Raw genomic sequence first — 15,758 nt, forward strand, 5'->3', positions numbered from 1 at the left:
CCGTTAACTATCCGGGCCCGAAAACGACGCTCATGGTCGTCGCGGCAGTCCGCATCACAGAAACACCCTTCATTCAGCGGCTCGCTGCAGTTATGGCATGCCCCGGTGAAGGCCAGAGCCGGACGCAGCCGTCTTCTCAGCAGCCGGGTCATCCGCGCCAGTTCCGCTTCCTGAGCCATATCCACAATATCCATCACACCAGTCTCCGTTGTTAAAACCCTGTTTTCAGCACGGGAGTACCGGTATGGCTGTGATGTCACACACAAAATATCGCAAATCACAAAGAAACAGGATAACGGTTGCAGGTCCGTCTATGACGCCGGCAAAAAAAAACGGCCATTCTGGCCGTTTTTCACTGCAGTCAGGCTAACTCAGAACTGGTAAACCAGGCCGGTCGCCACCACGTTATCCGTCGCCAAACCCGTAGCGCGGGTGAACCTGTTGTCGTCAATCAGGTTGATTTTGTAGTCGACGTAGGTGGACATGTTTTTGTTGAAGAAATACGTTGTACCGAGGTCAATGTAGTTCAGCAGGTCCTGGTCGCCGTAGCCCTCGATGTTCTTGCCGCGGGAGTGCAGATAGGCAATGGACGGCCGCAGCCCGGAGTCGAACTGGTACTGCGCCACGGCTTCAAAGTTCTGCGCCTTGTTGGCAAAGCCCCAGGTATGGTCGCCGTCATTGCTACCGAAACGGGTGGCGTTGTAGCTCTGGGTGTACTGTGTCGCGAGATAGACGTTGTTGGCGTCATACTTCAGGCCGCCGGTGTAGGTGGTGGCCTTATCCCCGTTGCCGAAGGTCAGTTTGTTCTGCTCGTCCGTACGCTTTGAGCTGGCGATGGCGGTACCGACGCTGAAACCTTCGCCGATATCGTAGGTCAGGGAGCCGCCGAAGCCGTCACCGTTCTGGTTCATGGCATCCCGGCCGTTGTTGGTCGGGCCTGTGCCTTCCCCCTTCACGCTGCCGTTTTTCCCCTGGTACTGCAGGGCCAGATTCAGGCCGTCAACCAGACCAAAGAAATCGTTATTGCGGTACGTCGCCACGCCACTGGCGCGCTGCTGCAGGAAGTTATCCGAACCGTAGGTGTCACCGCCGAACTCGGGCAGGACGTCAGTCCAGGAGGTCACGTCGTAGACCACCCCGTAGTTACGGCCGTAATCGAAAGACCCCCAGTCGCCGAACTTCAGGCCGGCAAAGCCGAGACGGGTCCATGACTGGTTTCCGTCGCCCTCGGCGCTGTTGGCCTGCATATTGTATTCCCACTGACCGTAGCCGGTCAGCTGGTCATTTACCTGCGTTTCCCCCTTAAAGCCGAGCCGGGCATAGCTCTGGTCACCGTCAACACTTTTGTCTGATGAAAAGTAATGCAGTCCGTCAACCTTACCGTACAGATCAAGTTTGTTGCCGTCCTTGTTATAAATTTCAGCAGCGTGTGCAGCGCTGGCAGCCAGCAGTGCCGGAACCACCAGGGAAAGGACTTTTAATTTCATTCAGATAGCCTCTGCTTTTTTGGTTATTTAAACAATGCCGGATGATGATGTGTTTAACGCACCACTCCGAATAAAAAAAACAGGGTCGTAACGGGGGACGCAATGGGTCAAGAGCTAATTACCTGCCATCCGGATGACACACAATTATCAATCAGTAACATTCCGTCTCCGTAACCCGTTACCGCTATAAAGACCCGCACTACGAATTTTCCTGAACAGAGATCGTCTGATGCTTCAGGGCACCGGGTTTCCCGGGGGGATTTGATGCTATGTAATTCGCAGTACTGCTGTCGGCTCAGGCCGCTGGCGCACCAGCTGGCAACATGCTGTCGTTTTTCTTCAAGGGTATAGAGCTTTCGTTCCTGCATGATATTCTTCAATATCCAGATAACTGGAGGGAAAACCGATGCTAACGAACCAAAAAACAATTGGAAGATGAGTTCACAGTATGCTTACATTAATGGCGCAGGCCACAGTGATAGATTCTTTATGGACATCTAACCCGACGTACAATGTACTATTGTTGTTCATGCTGATCTCCGTGATGGAAATATTAGGGTGTAGCGCCAGCTCACCTGTGCGGCACTGGCCACGGCGCTAACCTGCGTTAAATATCCCGCGTTGGTCATCGCCTCTCCCCCGGAAAATCATACTGTCTTACTTACATTTCTTTAAGCTTTCTCATAGAAACTGGAGATGTCGGAACAGGTATCCTTCACCGGAATGGTCAAATATAACAAGCAACACATTTGTGAAGTTACAATAACATTGATGGAGATCACCGAATAACAAAATGAGTCAAAAGTGATCTCCATCGATGTTATTCAGCGATCTGTTCAAATGTTATTACCCGATCTCGATGGATGTTATTGGGCGATCTCCGTTCATGAAAATACGAAAATGTCTCATATCATTGCAGGGAACTTATTATTCAGGCAACATCTTCACTTTCAGCAAACAAGCGCCAGGACTCCCAGACCCGCGCAAAACGGGCTGCATTCCCCGCAGTGTAATGTACCGTATGTCGGATATTTCTGTGGCCCAGGTAATCCTGAATAAGTCGGGTATCCATACCCTGCTCGGCGAGTTCATAACCGCAGGCATGGCGCAACATATGTGGATGAACCCTTATGGTTAATCCTGCTTTTTCTCCATACCTCCTGAATATTTTATAGATATACTGGCGACTAATCCGATTTCCCTTTGAATTAGGAAACAACCACTCCTCATTTGATTCCGGAATAACTTTCAGCCACTGCACCAGCAAACGGCATTCTTCCGGCTGGAGAGGATGAACGGCACTAAAACCATTTTTCAGGCGTCGGATATATATACGACCACTATCAATATCAATATTTCGGACTGTCAGCCCGGTTAATTCACTCACCCGCAACCCATGATAAAATCCGAGCATAATCATACAGCGATCCCGCAATCCATTTTTTGCGCCATCTGTTGCCTGAATTATTCTCTCAGTCTCCTGCATTGTCAGATACAATCTGGCTTTCATTTTTATCTTTTACTCCCTGGAGTCTTAAATAAATTCACATTCATTTAATAAAGGCACAAAGCACAGAAAAGAAAAAGCCCCTCACGCCCCCGTAACAGAACAAATACAGCACATGTAAATAGCGATTAAAAATCAGTTAGTTGACCCCCGCAGCTACAAAACCTGATAACCATAAATAGGTATTTCAAAATGTTTCACAATCACTATAAGTGCAAGATTTTTAATGATAGACCGTCGGGATAATCAAAAATTTGAGAAGTGAATCGCTAAATCAACTGAAATAAAAAATGATAATCAGATTAACGCGTGCTCTCAACAAAATAACAATAACACCTTCAGACAAGTGATGATGATTAAATAGATTACACTATCCAATCCAGCATTCAGAAAATGAAGCAGTAACGATCGGCCATAAATCTGAAACCTAACACCAGTCGCGGCACCAAAAACAGGGAAATCGATTCTTTTTAAGAGCCTGATTTACCGCTTCACCTGACAGCCTCACCCTGTTTTAATCCGGTCATCAGGGGATATGGTGAATATAATCTCCCGGCTTGCGTATTGCTCCTGGCAGCTTATCACCCGTCAGGGTGCTCATCATCGCCTCCAGGTCATCCGGCGTCACCCGAATAATTCCTTCACCCGGGATATCGATTTCCGCAATCATAAAGAGCGTCAGGGCGGTCAGGACTGGGAAGAACAGCAAAACGCGTTTCATACCCCGCTCCCGGGGATGGCGGTAGCCTGCCAGAAAACTGGCGCTCAGGGCAAAAAGCAGCAGCACACACCAGGCCGCATCCGGGATCTGCCTTCGCCACACTGCCCGGGTCTGTTGCTGCGACACGCCGAGCTCACTGACCGTCGCCAGCGCAGACATCACCGCAGGCGTCGGGGTCGCCGTGGCCTCTTTCTCCATCAGTTGCCACAGTCTGTTCTGACGGTCCTGGGCCAGCTGCATCCAGTTACGTCCCCCTTCGCTTGTCCCCTCCCGGAAGAAGTGTATGCGGTCATTCATCCAGGCCGTCAGAAACTGTCTGGCCGTCTGCCGCGCCGGGTCCGGCAGCAACCCCGCGTACTGCCATGCCCTTCCTGCCGACAGCGCTTCGCGCACCTGGGCCTGCTCGCGAGCCGCAAAGCCATTGACCGCAATGGAAAAGGCAAAACCTATCAGCAGGCCGGAGAGCGACAGGACGGCCCCCGGTACAATGCCCGCCTCAGCGTCCTGCCCGGGACGCCGGGACGTCCTCCCCAGAAAGGCGCACAGCAAAAGCCCGCTCAGCAACACAACAAGCATCAGGGCATCGTCAGCCCGGGGAGAAGAAAGAAGCGTAAAAAACAACATGGTAATTCCTGACTACTCTGAAAAAAGCCCGGCCGGCGACACGCCTGACCGGACACGGATATCACAACGGGAGACGCCTGCAGCCAGTCCCGTTTCAGGTCCACTCCGTCAGCCGGCCGGGGCAGGCTTAAGCTCTGCAGGCACCTGAGGCTGCGGCATCGCAAAATGCACGGGCATTGTTCCGTCGACGTTAAAATCGCTGAACCCGGCCCCACTCAGCGTCGGGACATCCCGGGTTTTGATGTAATACCGGCCCGGTTTCAGGTCGGCAATGCTCGTCCACTGGGTGTATTCCGGCGGCGCGTTACGATCCTGTATCATCCCCGCCGGAATGTCGAAGTTATTCATCACGTGCTCCATCAGTCGCACGCCCGGGAGGCCATCGGGCATCCGGTCCACCGTCAGCACATACGCCGCCGCCCGCACAAACCGTGACGGCGGTGTTGAATCGCCGGGCAGGCCGTGCATGCCCGAGCCGTTGCCCAGCGGATGTACCGTCACGCCCCCAATCTTCAGCGGCGTCACGTCTTCCGGGTGCAGGTTGACGTAGTTGCGCAGGTTCGTCAGGTGCCAGTCCAGGGAGGGCGAGTTGGTCATCACTCCCAGCGGGTTGTCGTATACCTTAAGCTGACCGTCCACCGGCTCGATGACCAGGGAGGCCCCGCTGGCATCATGCAGGGTATAGTGCACGGGAGGAGCGACCCCCATCTGCGCCTGCTTCACATCCGCCACCCGGACGTCCTTCAGCGCAGCCTTCACCTCCGCCACGCTGGCAAAGTTCGTCAGGGCCCAGGTCAGGAATTCCCACGGTGCCAGGGTCTGTGCCCGTCGGGAGTCATCCCACGGCGCGTAGCCGGCCGTTCCCGGGAAGTACAGGATACCGCCAGCAAGCCCCTTCTCATTCATGCCGTCCAGCAGGACCGGCAGGCCAAAGGCATTCATGCCAATCGCCGCGTATTTGCCGCGCCAGGCCATGCCCGTCTCTCCCGCCGGCCCGCTCCCCTGCAGGGCATAGTGGCGCGGCAGGGCAATCATCTGCGACTTCATGTCCATCGCAAATTCCATCGTACGTCCGTAAATGCGGCCGTTGTCGGTGGTGGGCAGCACCAGGCTGGTGCAGGCCTCCGCCGGCAATGCGCCCGCCATCAGACCGGCTCCCAGCAGCAGGCCGGCAAGCGCCGGACGGCAGGTCCGGGTGAGATGCTGAAATAACACTGTGTTCATGCTGTTCCCTCTGTTATACCGTTATGTCGTGAGCGCCGTTATTCCGGCCCCCTTTCTTCGTCAGCGCTGCCGGGTGCCGGCTTGCGCAGGTAGCGGGTAAACTCTGCCAGCGGCAGCGGCCGGGAGAACAGATATCCCTGCAGCCAGCTCACCCCGTGCGCGGCCAGCCAGTCGCGCTGACAGTCCGTCTCCACCCCTTCCGCCACCACTTCGAGCTTCATTTTGTGCGCCATTTCAGTCACCATCTCCGCCATCAGCAGGCGCGTGTCCGCCGGGGTGTTGTCCCGGATTTGCGTCGTGAAGGAGCGGTCCAGCTTGATGTAATCCACCGGCAGCTGGTCCAGCGCGCTGAGACCAGCATACCCTGTCCCGAAATCATCCAGTGCCACCCGCACCCCGGCAGCCCGCAGGGCCGGCAGCAGCTCAGGCAGCAGGACAGAAGGCTCATAGCGCTCCCGCTCGGTAATTTCCGCCACCAGAATCACCCCGGGCAGGGCCGCCTGCAGCATTCTGCAGGTCAGCAGCAGTGAGGAGTCCCCGGCATGGGCCGCGCTGAGGTTAAAGGCCAGATGAAATTCCGCCGGTAGCTCCTGCGCGAGCGGCCCGAGCTCCCGGGCCACCTGCTTCAGCAGGCTCCGGGTCAGCAGGACTATCAGCCCGCTGCGCTCGGCCTGCGGAATAAAGCGGTCCGGCGGAATGACGCCCCGCCGAGGGGAGTGCCAGCGGGCGAGGACCTCGCAGCCCGCCAGCTGCCCGGTCCGGCTGTCCACCACCGGCTGATACCACGGCCGGATTTCGCCCGCCGCCATGGCGCGTCGCAGCTGCACCTCCTCCGAAACCTGCCGGTGCACCCACCACCGCAGAAGGGCCGTCACCCCGGTGGCCGCCAGCAAACTCAGTAACAGCCAGGGCAGCGCCTCCCGCAGCAGGCTGCGGCCACGGACCGGCTGGTGCGGGTCGGCCGCCAGGGAAAAAGCATAACGTCCTGATGCCGGCGCGCCGTCCGTATCGCTTGAGCGGCGAACCACGCCGCCGGAGTCCACCTCCAGCCCGCCAGCCCGGAAAACCAGCCCCGGACGGTCTGGCGTTGCCCGCAGCACCTGACGCAGAAAAAGGCCGTTGAGACTCACGGCCACACCGCCTTCCGGATACTGCTGCGCCAGTATCAGCACAGGCTCCGAGGGTGTCAGCGCATCCCCGCTGGTCAGGAGCGCAACCGGCCCTTCGCGCGCGGCGTCCGGCAGGGGCGGCAGGTCGGGCGCGCCGCCAAGCGAGGAGCAGACCGTCGCGTTGCTCTGCAGCAGCCGCACGCCGCGCAGGTGCGGGCTCAGGGCGGCAGAGCGCGCCATCTGCCGGACCAGCTGAGGGGAACACCCCTGCCCCAGAAAAGCCCGGTTCAGGGTCATCACCCGCTCCGCCTCGCCCAGCATGCCGGTAATGCTCCGGGTGGCCACCGCGACTGCCTGGTCCGTATCCTGCTGCGCCTGACGCTGCATCAGCAGGACGGACAGGGCCAGTGTGCCACCCAGGCCCAGAACCACCAGGGGTGCCGTCAGCTTCATTCCGTCCTCCTCGTCATTGCCGTGGTTCGGGGTATCAGAAGGTAACCGCGAGCCCTGCTGCCGGGCCGTACTGGGTCACGTTCCAGTGAAAATCACTTTCCTTATGGTCCTGATGCAGCACCTGATACCCGACGTGTGCCACCGCCGGCAGCCCGAACAGCGCCAGCCTGTAGCCGGCATACACCTGCCCCTGGGTGGTGAAGTCTCTTCCCCAGGCACCGATATCCGCCTCGGCATTCACCAGCCAGCGGTCATTCAGGTCCGCGCTCATCCGGGCACCGGTGAACGGAATGGCCCAGGTGGCCTGCTGAGAGGCCGACTCGCCGTCAGCATTCAGGGACGCCTTCAGGCGCGTCCAGCGCACCCCGGCGAGCGGTGAGACCGTGACCTGCCGCGCAGTCCCGTGCACGGTCTGCCCGCCCAGGCTCCTGGACCACACCTGATACCAGGCCCCGGCGCTGAGCTGGGTGGCGTGCCCCTTTGCATCGCCGTGCACATTACCGCTGTCAAAATCAAAGTGCTGACTCAGGTCAAGATACTGACCGTTCAGCCACAACCCCAGCGGCCCGCGGGTGGCCACAATCCCCCCGGCAAGGGCAAAACGGGTGTCCTTCGCCACCTTGTGAAAGGGCATCTTCAGCCCGCCGGACATCGGCCCCACGGCACCGTTACCCTTAAAGCCCTGAGCCCCGAACTCCGGCCCCACTGTAAAATGCCATACATCCGGTGACGCCTCCGCCAGAGCTGTACTGCTGTAAAGCGCGGCGGTCATCAGTACACCGGCAGCGACGCTGACGGTTTTGCTGTTCATCATTTTTGTTGTCCTTGTTCATCTGTTGTTGTCATCTGGCCCGGACGGGTTAGCTACCCGTTGTTGCGGCCTCCTTGCCTTCCCCGGTCACCCGTTCCTATTTTCGGAACACTGAATAAGTGACCGGAGACAGGCATATGCTGCTTTCAACCTTGTCCGACTTACCCGGCACGGTGGCCGGGGTGATATCTCAGCTCGGTACGGAAAACCCGGTACTGCTGGGCGTGATTTACGGCCTGGTGATACTCTGGCTCGTACTCACCCTGCCCCGGCCATGAGCGACCCGGCGAGTCCGCAGCGCCTCGCCTCCTCCAGCTGTCGCCAGACCCTGAGTGCCCGGGGTTCCGTCCTGTCCGTCTGCGCCCCCTGCTGCCCGTGAGGCGCGGGCAGGGAGGCATACGCATCCGGGCGAGCCACCCGGAGCCCGCTCAGGTCGGCGCGGCAGACTGCCGCAGCCGGCACAGCCTCCCTGACCGTGGCCCCCGCCCGTCCTGCGGCACAGAACGCCTCCGGCAGTACGGATGCGGCCAGCACCAGACCGGGTATGACCGCCGAAGCCCTCATACCCTGTGCCCGCCAGGAATAGCCGGGACCACATCCGGTAACACGGCCACGCTGAGCGGGCGGTCCATCCTGAGGCGCTCCCGCAAAAGCACTTCGCGCCCGTCCGGACGGTTACGCCACAACCGGTATTCCGGCGTGCACTGAAGAGCATTCAGAACGCCACTCCTCATCACCCCGGTCTTTACCAGCTCAATACGCACCCCGCCCTGACGCCACGGTGCACCGAAGACTTTTTCCGGGACGATACGGACCAGCACGCCCGCCAGGTCCGTTTTGACCGCCAGCCAGGAGTGCACCGGCCCCCGGCCCCCCCCACAGACCACCGGAGACCCCCGGCGCACGGGTAAACAACACCCTTCCCGGCGGCACAACCGTTGCGGCAATCACCGTTCCCACCGGCAGGGCACCGTCCACGGCAAGGCTCCGTCCATGAAAATGCCAGGCGGTATCTACCGTAAGTTTCCCCGGGGTTAAGGGCGGGGCACCGCTCCATCCGGCCGCTTCCGTTACGCATAACAGCAGCAGAACCAGCAGCAATGCCGCAGGACAGAAATGCGGGACACGACTCATCACATCACCCCCGTGCGCCGTCAGATTCCGCTGCCGTAGAGATGCCGGGTCAGCCCCGTATCCGGCACCGCGTGGTCGCGACCGCGCCAGCATGTCTGCGCACTGCGCTCACACCGGCGTCCGTCACTCAGGCTGAACGCATCCTCATGCCCCTGAGCGCCGGCAGACGACTGCAGTAACGCAGGCGCTCTCCTGCCCAGATAACGACGCGTCTCCTGCAGGGACACCCCCTGAGCGTCAGCGCAGAATCCGCTGTGGCGGTCACAGACCACGCCGGCATCCGGCTCAAAGACCCCGGCATGGTGGTTCAGCACAGCGCGGGCCGTACTGACCGCCCCCAGGAGACACAGGCATAGCGGGACGATATGATGTCTGGGTATATTCAGCATTCCGGATATTCCTCTGTAATGGTTGCGCTCTCTTCAGCTTCCGTGGTCATCATGCCGGACCACTGCTACAGACCAGCATGGCAGCACGCCAGAGCCGCTGCTGACCGCGGCGCCGGTAACCGGTGTCCAGCTTTGTCAGTGCCCGGAAGCGGTGGTAATAGAGTGTTTTTGCTGACACCCCCAGCACCCCCGCCTGCTCCGGGACGCTCAGCCCGGTCAGGCTCATCCGGAGCGCCTGCCATTCTCTTTGTGTCAGCCTCTCCCTGACACGCGCCTCCCACCCTCCCTTCATCAGGGTGCGCATCCGCGGGGCACCGGACGACGAGCGGAGCGCCTGCGTGATACGCCTGACGGATGCGGTGGCCGGCAGACAGTAAAGGCACCGGGAGACCGCCGGCTGGTCAGTCAGGCGCATCAGCGCCGGGTACAGCCACTCCTCCACCCGCTCGCCCAGCACCAGCACATCCGGCAGCGGCCGGTCCTCACGGAGCAGGGTCGCCAGGGCCAGCGCGAGCGCCATCTGATGGACCGCCGACGCACCGACATACACAACAACCCGCTCAGGCAGCCCTCCCTGCCCCGCCTGCAGCATTGCCCGGAACGTTTCACCGGACAGAGACAGGACATCTGCCTCCCGTCGGGCCACGGCGATGAGTCCCGCCCGGGCATGCTGGCAGTCGGAAACCACCCAGATGCCGGCCGGAGTGGCACCGTGCTTACGCTCCCCGCGCGCCATCAGGCATCGCCCGTCCGGAGAACAGGCGCGACAGGAGCCCGCCGGTGAGTCCGCCCGCCAGCGGTGCTGCCCAGAACAGCCAGAGCTGCTTCAGCCACTCGCCGCCGGCAAATATCGCCACGGCCGTCGAGCGGGCCGGGTTAACGGAGGTGTTGTCCACCGGAATGGACATCAGGTGAATAAGCGTCAGGCACAGGCCAATCGCCAGCGGTGCGAACCCCGCCGCGGCACCCGGCCCCGTCACGCAGGCAATAATGAGCACAAACACCGCCGTCAGGACCCACTCGGTCAGGGCAACGCTCGGCAGGGAAAAACTCCCCTGAGACAGCGGACCAAATCCGTTACTTGCAAATCCCGCATGCACATCGAAGCCGCTGCTGCCGGTGGCCACCAGGTAGAGCGTTCCCGCCCCGAGCACTCCCCCCAGCACCTGCGAAAGCACGTAAGGCAGCAGCTCTGCTGACGAAAACCGCCCCGCCGCCCACAGCCCGAGCGAGACGGCAGGGTTAAAATGCGCCCCCGAGACATGACCAAAGGCATACGCCCCGGTCAGAACTGTCAGACCAAAAGCCAGGGATACCCCGGCGAAACCGATACCGATATCCGGAAAACCGGTTGCCAGAACCGCACTCCCGCATCCGCCCAGCACCAGCCAGAACGTCCCTGCCATCTCTGCCATCAGTTTTTTCATCATCATAAAATCCTGCCTTTGTCATTCTGATTTACGCCTGCAACCGCAGGTACCTGCCCCCTCTGTTAAAGGGGGTGTTTTCCAGAGGCATCCGTCGGGTCTGCCCCGCCCCGACACCACGCCGTCAGTCAGCGCCCCCACGACGCGCCACAGGCCGGCAGGCCGCCGCCAGCACCACACCGCTTTTCTCCGGACGCTCGCACCGTGTATCCGCTTCATCGCGGACCACCGTCGCACCGGACTGCCCGCCCCACCCGCTGAACAGCACCAGAAACAGCCCGACGCCGGTGAAGCACAACGGTGCACCCCACAGGCGGATACACCGTCGCGCCGCATGCAGGCATCCGCCGTGCCGGCACTGCGCGCGAAACCGGCGCAGGAGCGGATAACCGGCAAGCGCCAGTACGCCGCCCGCAGCCGACAGAAGCCATTCGTCCGGGCATTCATGGAGCCGCAGCGACAGGGCCAGCATCTCTCCCATCCTGCCCGTTACCATCAGAGCATGTCCGGCGCGGCGCGGCGCTGAAACAGAAACGCCTGACGGGCCTGCACCAGCGAGCGCTCATCCCGCTCGCGGTCAGCGCCGCGTTTATCCGGCGCGGGCGACGGGGGTTTTGGGGTGGTCTGCTGCGTCACAACAGGCGCAACCGCCTCCACCACGTAGTGCGCCACGCGGTGGCCACTGCCCACGCGAAGCACCTCCTTGCGGATCTGCACCGTGTCCGTCCGGTCACAGACGATGTACGTCATGACATCAGCAGCACGGCGGGGGGTGATGCGAAAGGCCTGCGCCACTTCATGCCGGGTGACGGCCCGCGCCTGCTTCATTATCCAGACGGACACTGCCAGCCACAGGGGCGGACGGTTGTCGAGCCCAAGCCCGGCAGGCAGGCACCAGGTGCCGTGATTACGCTGGCGGCCCGTGACGACCTCAGCCGGCGAGCGTGGCGATGAACCGTTCCGGGTGTCACCGGCACAATCTCGAGGGCCGGAATGCATGTGTTCAGATTTTTGTTCTCTTTTCATACCTTCTTCCTCCTGATGCCCGGCACCATGCCAGGCGACGTTTTGTGTACCCGCCCGACTTGTTACCGGGCGTTCATGTCACGGGGCGACCTCACAGAAGGACCTGCCAGAGCGTGCAGCCTCCCGCCAGCCACAGCAGGGTGATGAGCACCACGATACCGGCGCAGGCAGCCCCCTCCGGACGGGACTTGCGGGCCGCGTTAAGCAGGGCCAGACCCAGCAGAACACACAGCGCCGCAATGCTCAGCGATAACCACCTGCCCTCCGGCCCGACCCCCATGGCGCAAAGCCACCAGAGGCCGATACCGGCCAGGGGCCCGCCCGTCATAAAGGTGACCGGCAGCGAGCACTCCCCCCGCAGCCAGAAAAACAGCCACAGCGGTCGGGTCCGGAAAATCCAGCGGCGACGCTCCCCCGGCAGCCCCGTCACAACCAGCCAGACAGCGACCGGAAGCAGCGTGGCGATGAGTACAATGACGCCCTGACCGGTCACACTGCCCAGGTAAGCCTCAGCCATAAATCCCCCTTTAAATCAATGCAGTGCAACCCTCTTCGCCCCCCCATAACCGGGCGTTACCCGGCTGAAACAGGCGTGCAGAAATCCCCCGGTGCCGCAGCACCGGTTTACGGTTACGTCATGATTGTCTTGTGCCCCGCTCAGGGGCGACTGTCAGTCAGGTAACACGAGGCGGTTTACCCGCCTTCGTTCACCCCCTGAACGGTAATGTCAAAGATGAGGGTAGCCCCGCCAGGTACGGTCGGTGGCAAGCCCATATCGCCGTAGCCTTTTTCCGGCGGCACCACGATAGTGATGTGCCCCCCGACGCCGATTTTTTGCAGGCCGATGGCGATGGCGGGCAGCATCGCGCTGACCCTCACCTTGCGCGCCTGTCCCGCCTGACCACTACCATCAAACACCGTGCCGTCCGGCAGGCGACCAGTGACCAGCAGGCTCGCCATATCCGACGTGTGCAGCCGGCCAGTACCTTTTTCATCAATCAGGTACAGTGAACCCGCATCGCTGAACGCACCTTTTTTCCGGCGAAAATCAGCCCGAAACTCACGCCCGCGGGCCACTTCATCGGCACGACGGCTCTGCATCCGGTTCGTAAAGTCCGCATTCAGCGAGGCGAGCGTGGACTGGATATCGCGGTCCTGCATCCGAAGCGGATGATTTGACAGCGCATCCTGCAGCCCCGCCATCAGCACATCCCGGGGAAGACTGATGCCCAGCGACTTCTGCACCGCCAGGGACTGCTGCATCTCGTAGGCCAGTGACACCCCACTGGCATACGCCCGGCGGGCATTATCATCCTGCAGGGAGAGCGGCTGTGCGCCAGGAGCAGGAGTCGCGCCGGACACAGAAGGTGAGTCCGGTGCGGCTGATGCAGATGCCGGGGCGGGCTCAGATTCGGGTGCCTGCGTCGTGGCAGGCGGGGAGGATGCAGCCGCAGGCGATGCTGCAGGGACTGCGCCCGGCTCAGACGTGATGCCCGTTGCCGGCTGTTGCACCGCCGGAGGCGGAGCCACTGTCGCCGCCGTCAGGGGAAGCTTTTCGGCCTCCTGAGGCTGCCCGGCTGGCTGCCCTCCCGGTGCGACGCGGGTACTGGTGCCCGAAGCGGCCTCTCCCGCAACACCGGAAGGATGCGCAGGTACCGCCTCTCCCCCTGAAGGCTGTTTATGCTGAGAGAGCAGGTCGGCCTGTTGTGACATTAGCTTTTGCAGGAGTGCATCCTGCCTTGCCAGCTCCTGACGAAGAGCCAGTACTTCAGCAGCATCCGGCGCCGGGGCATCCGCACCCGTCACCGACGTAGCCGCCTGTACGGACAGAGCGGGTACCGCCAGCGCCGCACACACCAGCAGGCGAACCATCACGCCTCCCGGGTGTCCTGACCCCGCTCGCACGGCCTTACCGGCAACATCAGGGTGTCCGCAAAAACGCGTTAATGAATTCATTGCTGTTCTTCCTTATTGTCAGGAACGCGACTGAAACGACTGTCCCATCCCACCCGCCAGCGGGCCTCGTCATAAACCTGTTTTGCCTGCGCCGTTTTACCGTCCAGACTCAGGACCTGCAGATACATGGCATACACATTCGGATCCGGATGGCGCAGAAGATAGTCCCGGTAAAACCGCTCTGACCGTCCGAGCCTTGCCGGGTCACCATCCTGGTTAAACAACTGCATGTCATGCAGGCTCACCACAAATGCCTGCTGGTCCGGCATAAACCAGGGATTCAGCCACCTGACCCGCTCAAAGAGTGAGATATCGGTCGCCATGGTCCGTTTTGCTGCATCAATGCCGACACGCACCACGGTACCGCTCAGAGAGAACCAGACCAGAAACACGCCGACCAGCGCCAGCAGAATAGCGGCCGGATGCTGCAGTCGGGGATAGAGGGCCAGCGGGTGGGCGGCGGGCACCAGACGGGAGAGAGCAAGGCCAGCCAGGAACAGGAACAGGACAAAGTGCACACCAGACTGATACCATGGATATTCCGTTTGAGTATGCAGAAGCACCGGCAGCGTACAAATAGCAAGTCCCGTGGCATCACTGCCTGGCTGGCCATAACCGCCGGCCACATGCCCCTGCCGCCACAGACGCAGTGACATCCGCACTCCCCACGCCAGAAGCAGGGATAATCCGATGGCGGTAACCAGCCCCCCCTCTGTCAGCCAGTAAAGAAGCTCGTTATGAGGGTGCGTCAGCATGCCTGTGAGACTGGTCTCATGAAGCATGGATAGCCCTTGCGGATACTCCCCCTCAAACATCCCGTATCCCACACCACTCCAGGGATGAGCCCAAATGAGCTGCAGACTGGAGTGCCACATCTGCAGACGCGCGGCTCTGCTGTCTGTGTGGTCAATGAAGGGCGACAGGGACATCAAAACCATTGTCAGTCGTGCAATCCCCCAGGCTGACACCAGCACTGCAAGTGCCAGACACAAGCGTCCGCGTATCACCCGCCAGCCTGCTACGGTCAGCAGACAGGACACCACCATCACACCGAGCATCCCGATCGTACTCTGGGTCCAGACCACGGCAACCATCAGCACAGCCAGGGGCAGCAAAAAACATCGCCACCCGGACAGGAGCCACCGGTGCAGGCTCAGGGCCAGTGCCGTCGCGAGGAAGCTGGCCATCAGGTTCACCTGCCGAAAGCCTCCGGAGGGACGCATGTCACTCTGCAGGGGGAGCCAGTGCGCGTAGCCCGCCGGCCAGAGCACCATCAACAGGACCGACAGGGCACACACCAGACCGATGACAATCAGCGCATCCGCAGAGAAGGCCGACACAGCCTCAGATACCCGGCAGGCGGACAGCCACAGCAGAAACACGCCCCCGCACCACATCATCAGCACGCGGGAGATGGCACGCCAGACATCCGCATGCGGTGCCATCCACAGCAGGGGAAAAGAGAGAATAAGGAAAGACAACAGCAGCCAGGGCGCGCGGGTAAAAACCATCCGCCCGCTGAACGCCATGACCAGAAACAGGAGGCCCGGCAATACCCAGCCGGCATATTCCGGTATCACCGTATCCGCTGGCAGCAGTGAGTGCCAGGGCAGGTTAATAAGCAGACAGGACACCGCGACAAATATCACGACAACCGCCTTTACGCGGAAATCCGTATTATTCTCACCCGCCATTACGGTATCACTGAGTGACTGACTTCCCGACATGACCACTCCTCTGGTTATTTATCGAATAACGTCAAAAAAGTTATTTAATCCCGGCATAAAAACCCAGACAAAAAATATGACACGCGCACACAACACGCTAAAAAACCTTCATAAAGAAAAATAAAAAACCGAAAACTGAAAATTGAAAACTGAAAACTGAAAA

General features: G+C 60.4%; 17 protein-coding genes. 1 reads left to right on the forward strand and 16 read right to left on the reverse strand.

All coding sequences use genetic code 11. The annotated features are described in order from the left end of the window. From VF709_RS24120 to VF709_RS24150, 7 genes are all read right to left on the reverse strand, one after another. A partial coding sequence (locus VF709_RS24120) for a hypothetical protein (protein WP_440232397.1) occupies positions 1-197 on the reverse strand: 197 nt, incomplete at its 3' end. A gap of 174 nt (positions 198-371) precedes the next feature. Then, positions 372-1,487, reverse strand: coding sequence for a porin OmpC (ompC, locus tag VF709_RS24125; protein ID WP_440232398.1), 1,116 nt, complete (start codon positions 1,485-1,487; stop codon positions 372-374). Positions 1,488-2,418: 931 nt separating this feature from the next. After that, positions 2,419-2,997 (reverse strand): tyrosine-type DNA invertase, encoded by a 579-nt coding sequence (locus tag VF709_RS24130; RefSeq protein ID WP_440232399.1) that lies wholly within the window; start codon positions 2,995-2,997, stop codon positions 2,419-2,421. 523 nt (positions 2,998-3,520) lie between these two features. Then, entirely contained in the window at positions 3,521-4,339 is an 819-nt protein-coding gene (locus VF709_RS24135; protein WP_336243354.1) for a hypothetical protein, read from the reverse strand. 108 nt (positions 4,340-4,447) lie between these two features. After that, positions 4,448-5,563: a choloylglycine hydrolase family protein gene (locus VF709_RS24140; protein WP_440232400.1), complete on the reverse strand. Its 1,116-nt coding sequence runs from the start codon at positions 5,561-5,563 to the stop codon at positions 4,448-4,450. A gap of 38 nt (positions 5,564-5,601) precedes the next feature. Continuing rightward, complete coding sequence (locus VF709_RS24145; protein ID WP_440232401.1) at positions 5,602-7,125, reverse strand: EAL domain-containing protein; 1,524 nt, start codon at positions 7,123-7,125, stop codon at positions 5,602-5,604. Between the two features lie 34 nt (positions 7,126-7,159). Beyond that, positions 7,160-7,939 (reverse strand): hypothetical protein, encoded by a 780-nt coding sequence (locus VF709_RS24150; protein ID WP_440232402.1) that lies wholly within the window; start codon positions 7,937-7,939, stop codon positions 7,160-7,162. Positions 7,940-8,073: 134 nt separating this feature from the next. On the opposite strand from VF709_RS24150, the gene VF709_RS24155 reads away from it, so the two are divergent. Next, positions 8,074-8,214: a hypothetical protein gene (locus tag VF709_RS24155; protein ID WP_165468136.1), complete on the forward strand. Its 141-nt coding sequence runs from the start codon at positions 8,074-8,076 to the stop codon at positions 8,212-8,214. Between the two features lie 282 nt (positions 8,215-8,496). On the opposite strand, the gene VF709_RS24160 is transcribed toward VF709_RS24155, so the two are convergent. The 9 genes from VF709_RS24160 to VF709_RS24200 all read right to left on the reverse strand — a co-directional run bounded on the left by VF709_RS24160 (position 8,497) and on the right by VF709_RS24200 (position 15,595). Further along, positions 8,497-8,823, reverse strand: coding sequence for a hypothetical protein (locus VF709_RS24160; protein WP_440232403.1), 327 nt, complete (start codon positions 8,821-8,823; stop codon positions 8,497-8,499). A 267-nt stretch (positions 8,824-9,090) separates the two neighbouring features. After that, positions 9,091-9,459 (reverse strand): YcgJ family protein, encoded by a 369-nt coding sequence (locus tag VF709_RS24165; RefSeq protein ID WP_440232404.1) that lies wholly within the window; start codon positions 9,457-9,459, stop codon positions 9,091-9,093. 49 nt (positions 9,460-9,508) lie between these two features. Beyond that, positions 9,509-10,195, reverse strand: coding sequence for a helix-turn-helix transcriptional regulator (locus tag VF709_RS24170; protein WP_336243348.1), 687 nt, complete (start codon positions 10,193-10,195; stop codon positions 9,509-9,511). Continuing rightward, on the reverse strand, positions 10,176-10,886 hold the full coding sequence (gene aqpZ, locus VF709_RS24175) for an aquaporin Z (RefSeq protein ID WP_336243357.1): 711 nt from the start codon (positions 10,884-10,886) through the stop codon (positions 10,176-10,178). The genes VF709_RS24170 and aqpZ overlap by 20 nt, the downstream gene beginning before the upstream one ends. Before the next feature lie 124 nt (positions 10,887-11,010). Further along, complete coding sequence (locus VF709_RS24180; protein WP_210499884.1) at positions 11,011-11,358, reverse strand: hypothetical protein; 348 nt, start codon at positions 11,356-11,358, stop codon at positions 11,011-11,013. 23 nt (positions 11,359-11,381) lie between these two features. After that, complete coding sequence (locus tag VF709_RS24185; protein ID WP_440232405.1) at positions 11,382-11,912, reverse strand: CaiF/GrlA family transcriptional regulator; 531 nt, start codon at positions 11,910-11,912, stop codon at positions 11,382-11,384. A 91-nt stretch (positions 11,913-12,003) separates the two neighbouring features. Next, on the reverse strand, positions 12,004-12,429 hold the full coding sequence (locus VF709_RS24190) for a hypothetical protein (RefSeq protein WP_336243345.1): 426 nt from the start codon (positions 12,427-12,429) through the stop codon (positions 12,004-12,006). Between the two features lie 176 nt (positions 12,430-12,605). After that, positions 12,606-13,868, reverse strand: a complete 1,263-nt coding sequence (locus VF709_RS24195; protein WP_440232406.1) for an FKBP-type peptidyl-prolyl cis-trans isomerase — start codon at positions 13,866-13,868, stop codon at positions 12,606-12,608. Continuing rightward, the gene (locus VF709_RS24200) at positions 13,865-15,595 is read right to left on the reverse strand and encodes a Wzy polymerase domain-containing protein (protein ID WP_440232407.1); all 1,731 of its coding nucleotides are present in this window, start codon (positions 15,593-15,595) and stop codon (positions 13,865-13,867) included. Before VF709_RS24200 ends, VF709_RS24195 begins: the two co-directional genes overlap by 4 nt. Positions 15,596-15,758 lie beyond the last annotated feature (163 nt).

The organism is Enterobacter sp. Lyrl_3 (genome assembly GCF_051948675.1).
Taxonomy (GTDB): Bacteria; Pseudomonadota; Gammaproteobacteria; order Enterobacterales; family Enterobacteriaceae; genus Enterobacter; species Enterobacter cloacae.

Bases quoted from the DNA above. Each gene is read 5' to 3' on its own strand.
- ompC (WP_440232398.1), bottom strand. From the start codon at position 1,487: ATGAAATTAAAAGTCCTTTCCCTGGTGGTTCCGGCACTGCTGGCTGCC.
- VF709_RS24130 (WP_440232399.1), bottom strand. From the start codon at position 2,997: ATGAAAGCCAGATTGTATCTGACAATGCAGGAGACTGAGAGAATAATT.
- VF709_RS24135 (WP_336243354.1), bottom strand. From the start codon at position 4,339: ATGTTGTTTTTTACGCTTCTTTCTTCTCCCCGGGCTGACGATGCCCTG.
- VF709_RS24140 (WP_440232400.1), bottom strand. From the start codon at position 5,563: ATGAACACAGTGTTATTTCAGCATCTCACCCGGACCTGCCGTCCGGCG.
- VF709_RS24145 (WP_440232401.1), bottom strand. From the start codon at position 7,125: ATGAAGCTGACGGCACCCCTGGTGGTTCTGGGCCTGGGTGGCACACTG.
- VF709_RS24150 (WP_440232402.1), bottom strand. From the start codon at position 7,939: ATGATGAACAGCAAAACCGTCAGCGTCGCTGCCGGTGTACTGATGACC.
- VF709_RS24155 (WP_165468136.1), top strand. From the start codon at position 8,074: ATGCTGCTTTCAACCTTGTCCGACTTACCCGGCACGGTGGCCGGGGTG.
- VF709_RS24165 (WP_440232404.1), bottom strand. From the start codon at position 9,459: ATGCTGAATATACCCAGACATCATATCGTCCCGCTATGCCTGTGTCTC.
- VF709_RS24170 (WP_336243348.1), bottom strand. From the start codon at position 10,195: ATGGCGCGCGGGGAGCGTAAGCACGGTGCCACTCCGGCCGGCATCTGG.
- aqpZ (WP_336243357.1), bottom strand. From the start codon at position 10,886: ATGAAAAAACTGATGGCAGAGATGGCAGGGACGTTCTGGCTGGTGCTG.
- VF709_RS24180 (WP_210499884.1), bottom strand. From the start codon at position 11,358: ATGCTGGCCCTGTCGCTGCGGCTCCATGAATGCCCGGACGAATGGCTT.
- VF709_RS24185 (WP_440232405.1), bottom strand. From the start codon at position 11,912: ATGAAAAGAGAACAAAAATCTGAACACATGCATTCCGGCCCTCGAGAT.
- VF709_RS24190 (WP_336243345.1), bottom strand. From the start codon at position 12,429: ATGGCTGAGGCTTACCTGGGCAGTGTGACCGGTCAGGGCGTCATTGTA.
- VF709_RS24195 (WP_440232406.1), bottom strand. From the start codon at position 13,868: ATGAATTCATTAACGCGTTTTTGCGGACACCCTGATGTTGCCGGTAAG.
- VF709_RS24200 (WP_440232407.1), bottom strand. From the start codon at position 15,595: ATGTCGGGAAGTCAGTCACTCAGTGATACCGTAATGGCGGGTGAGAAT.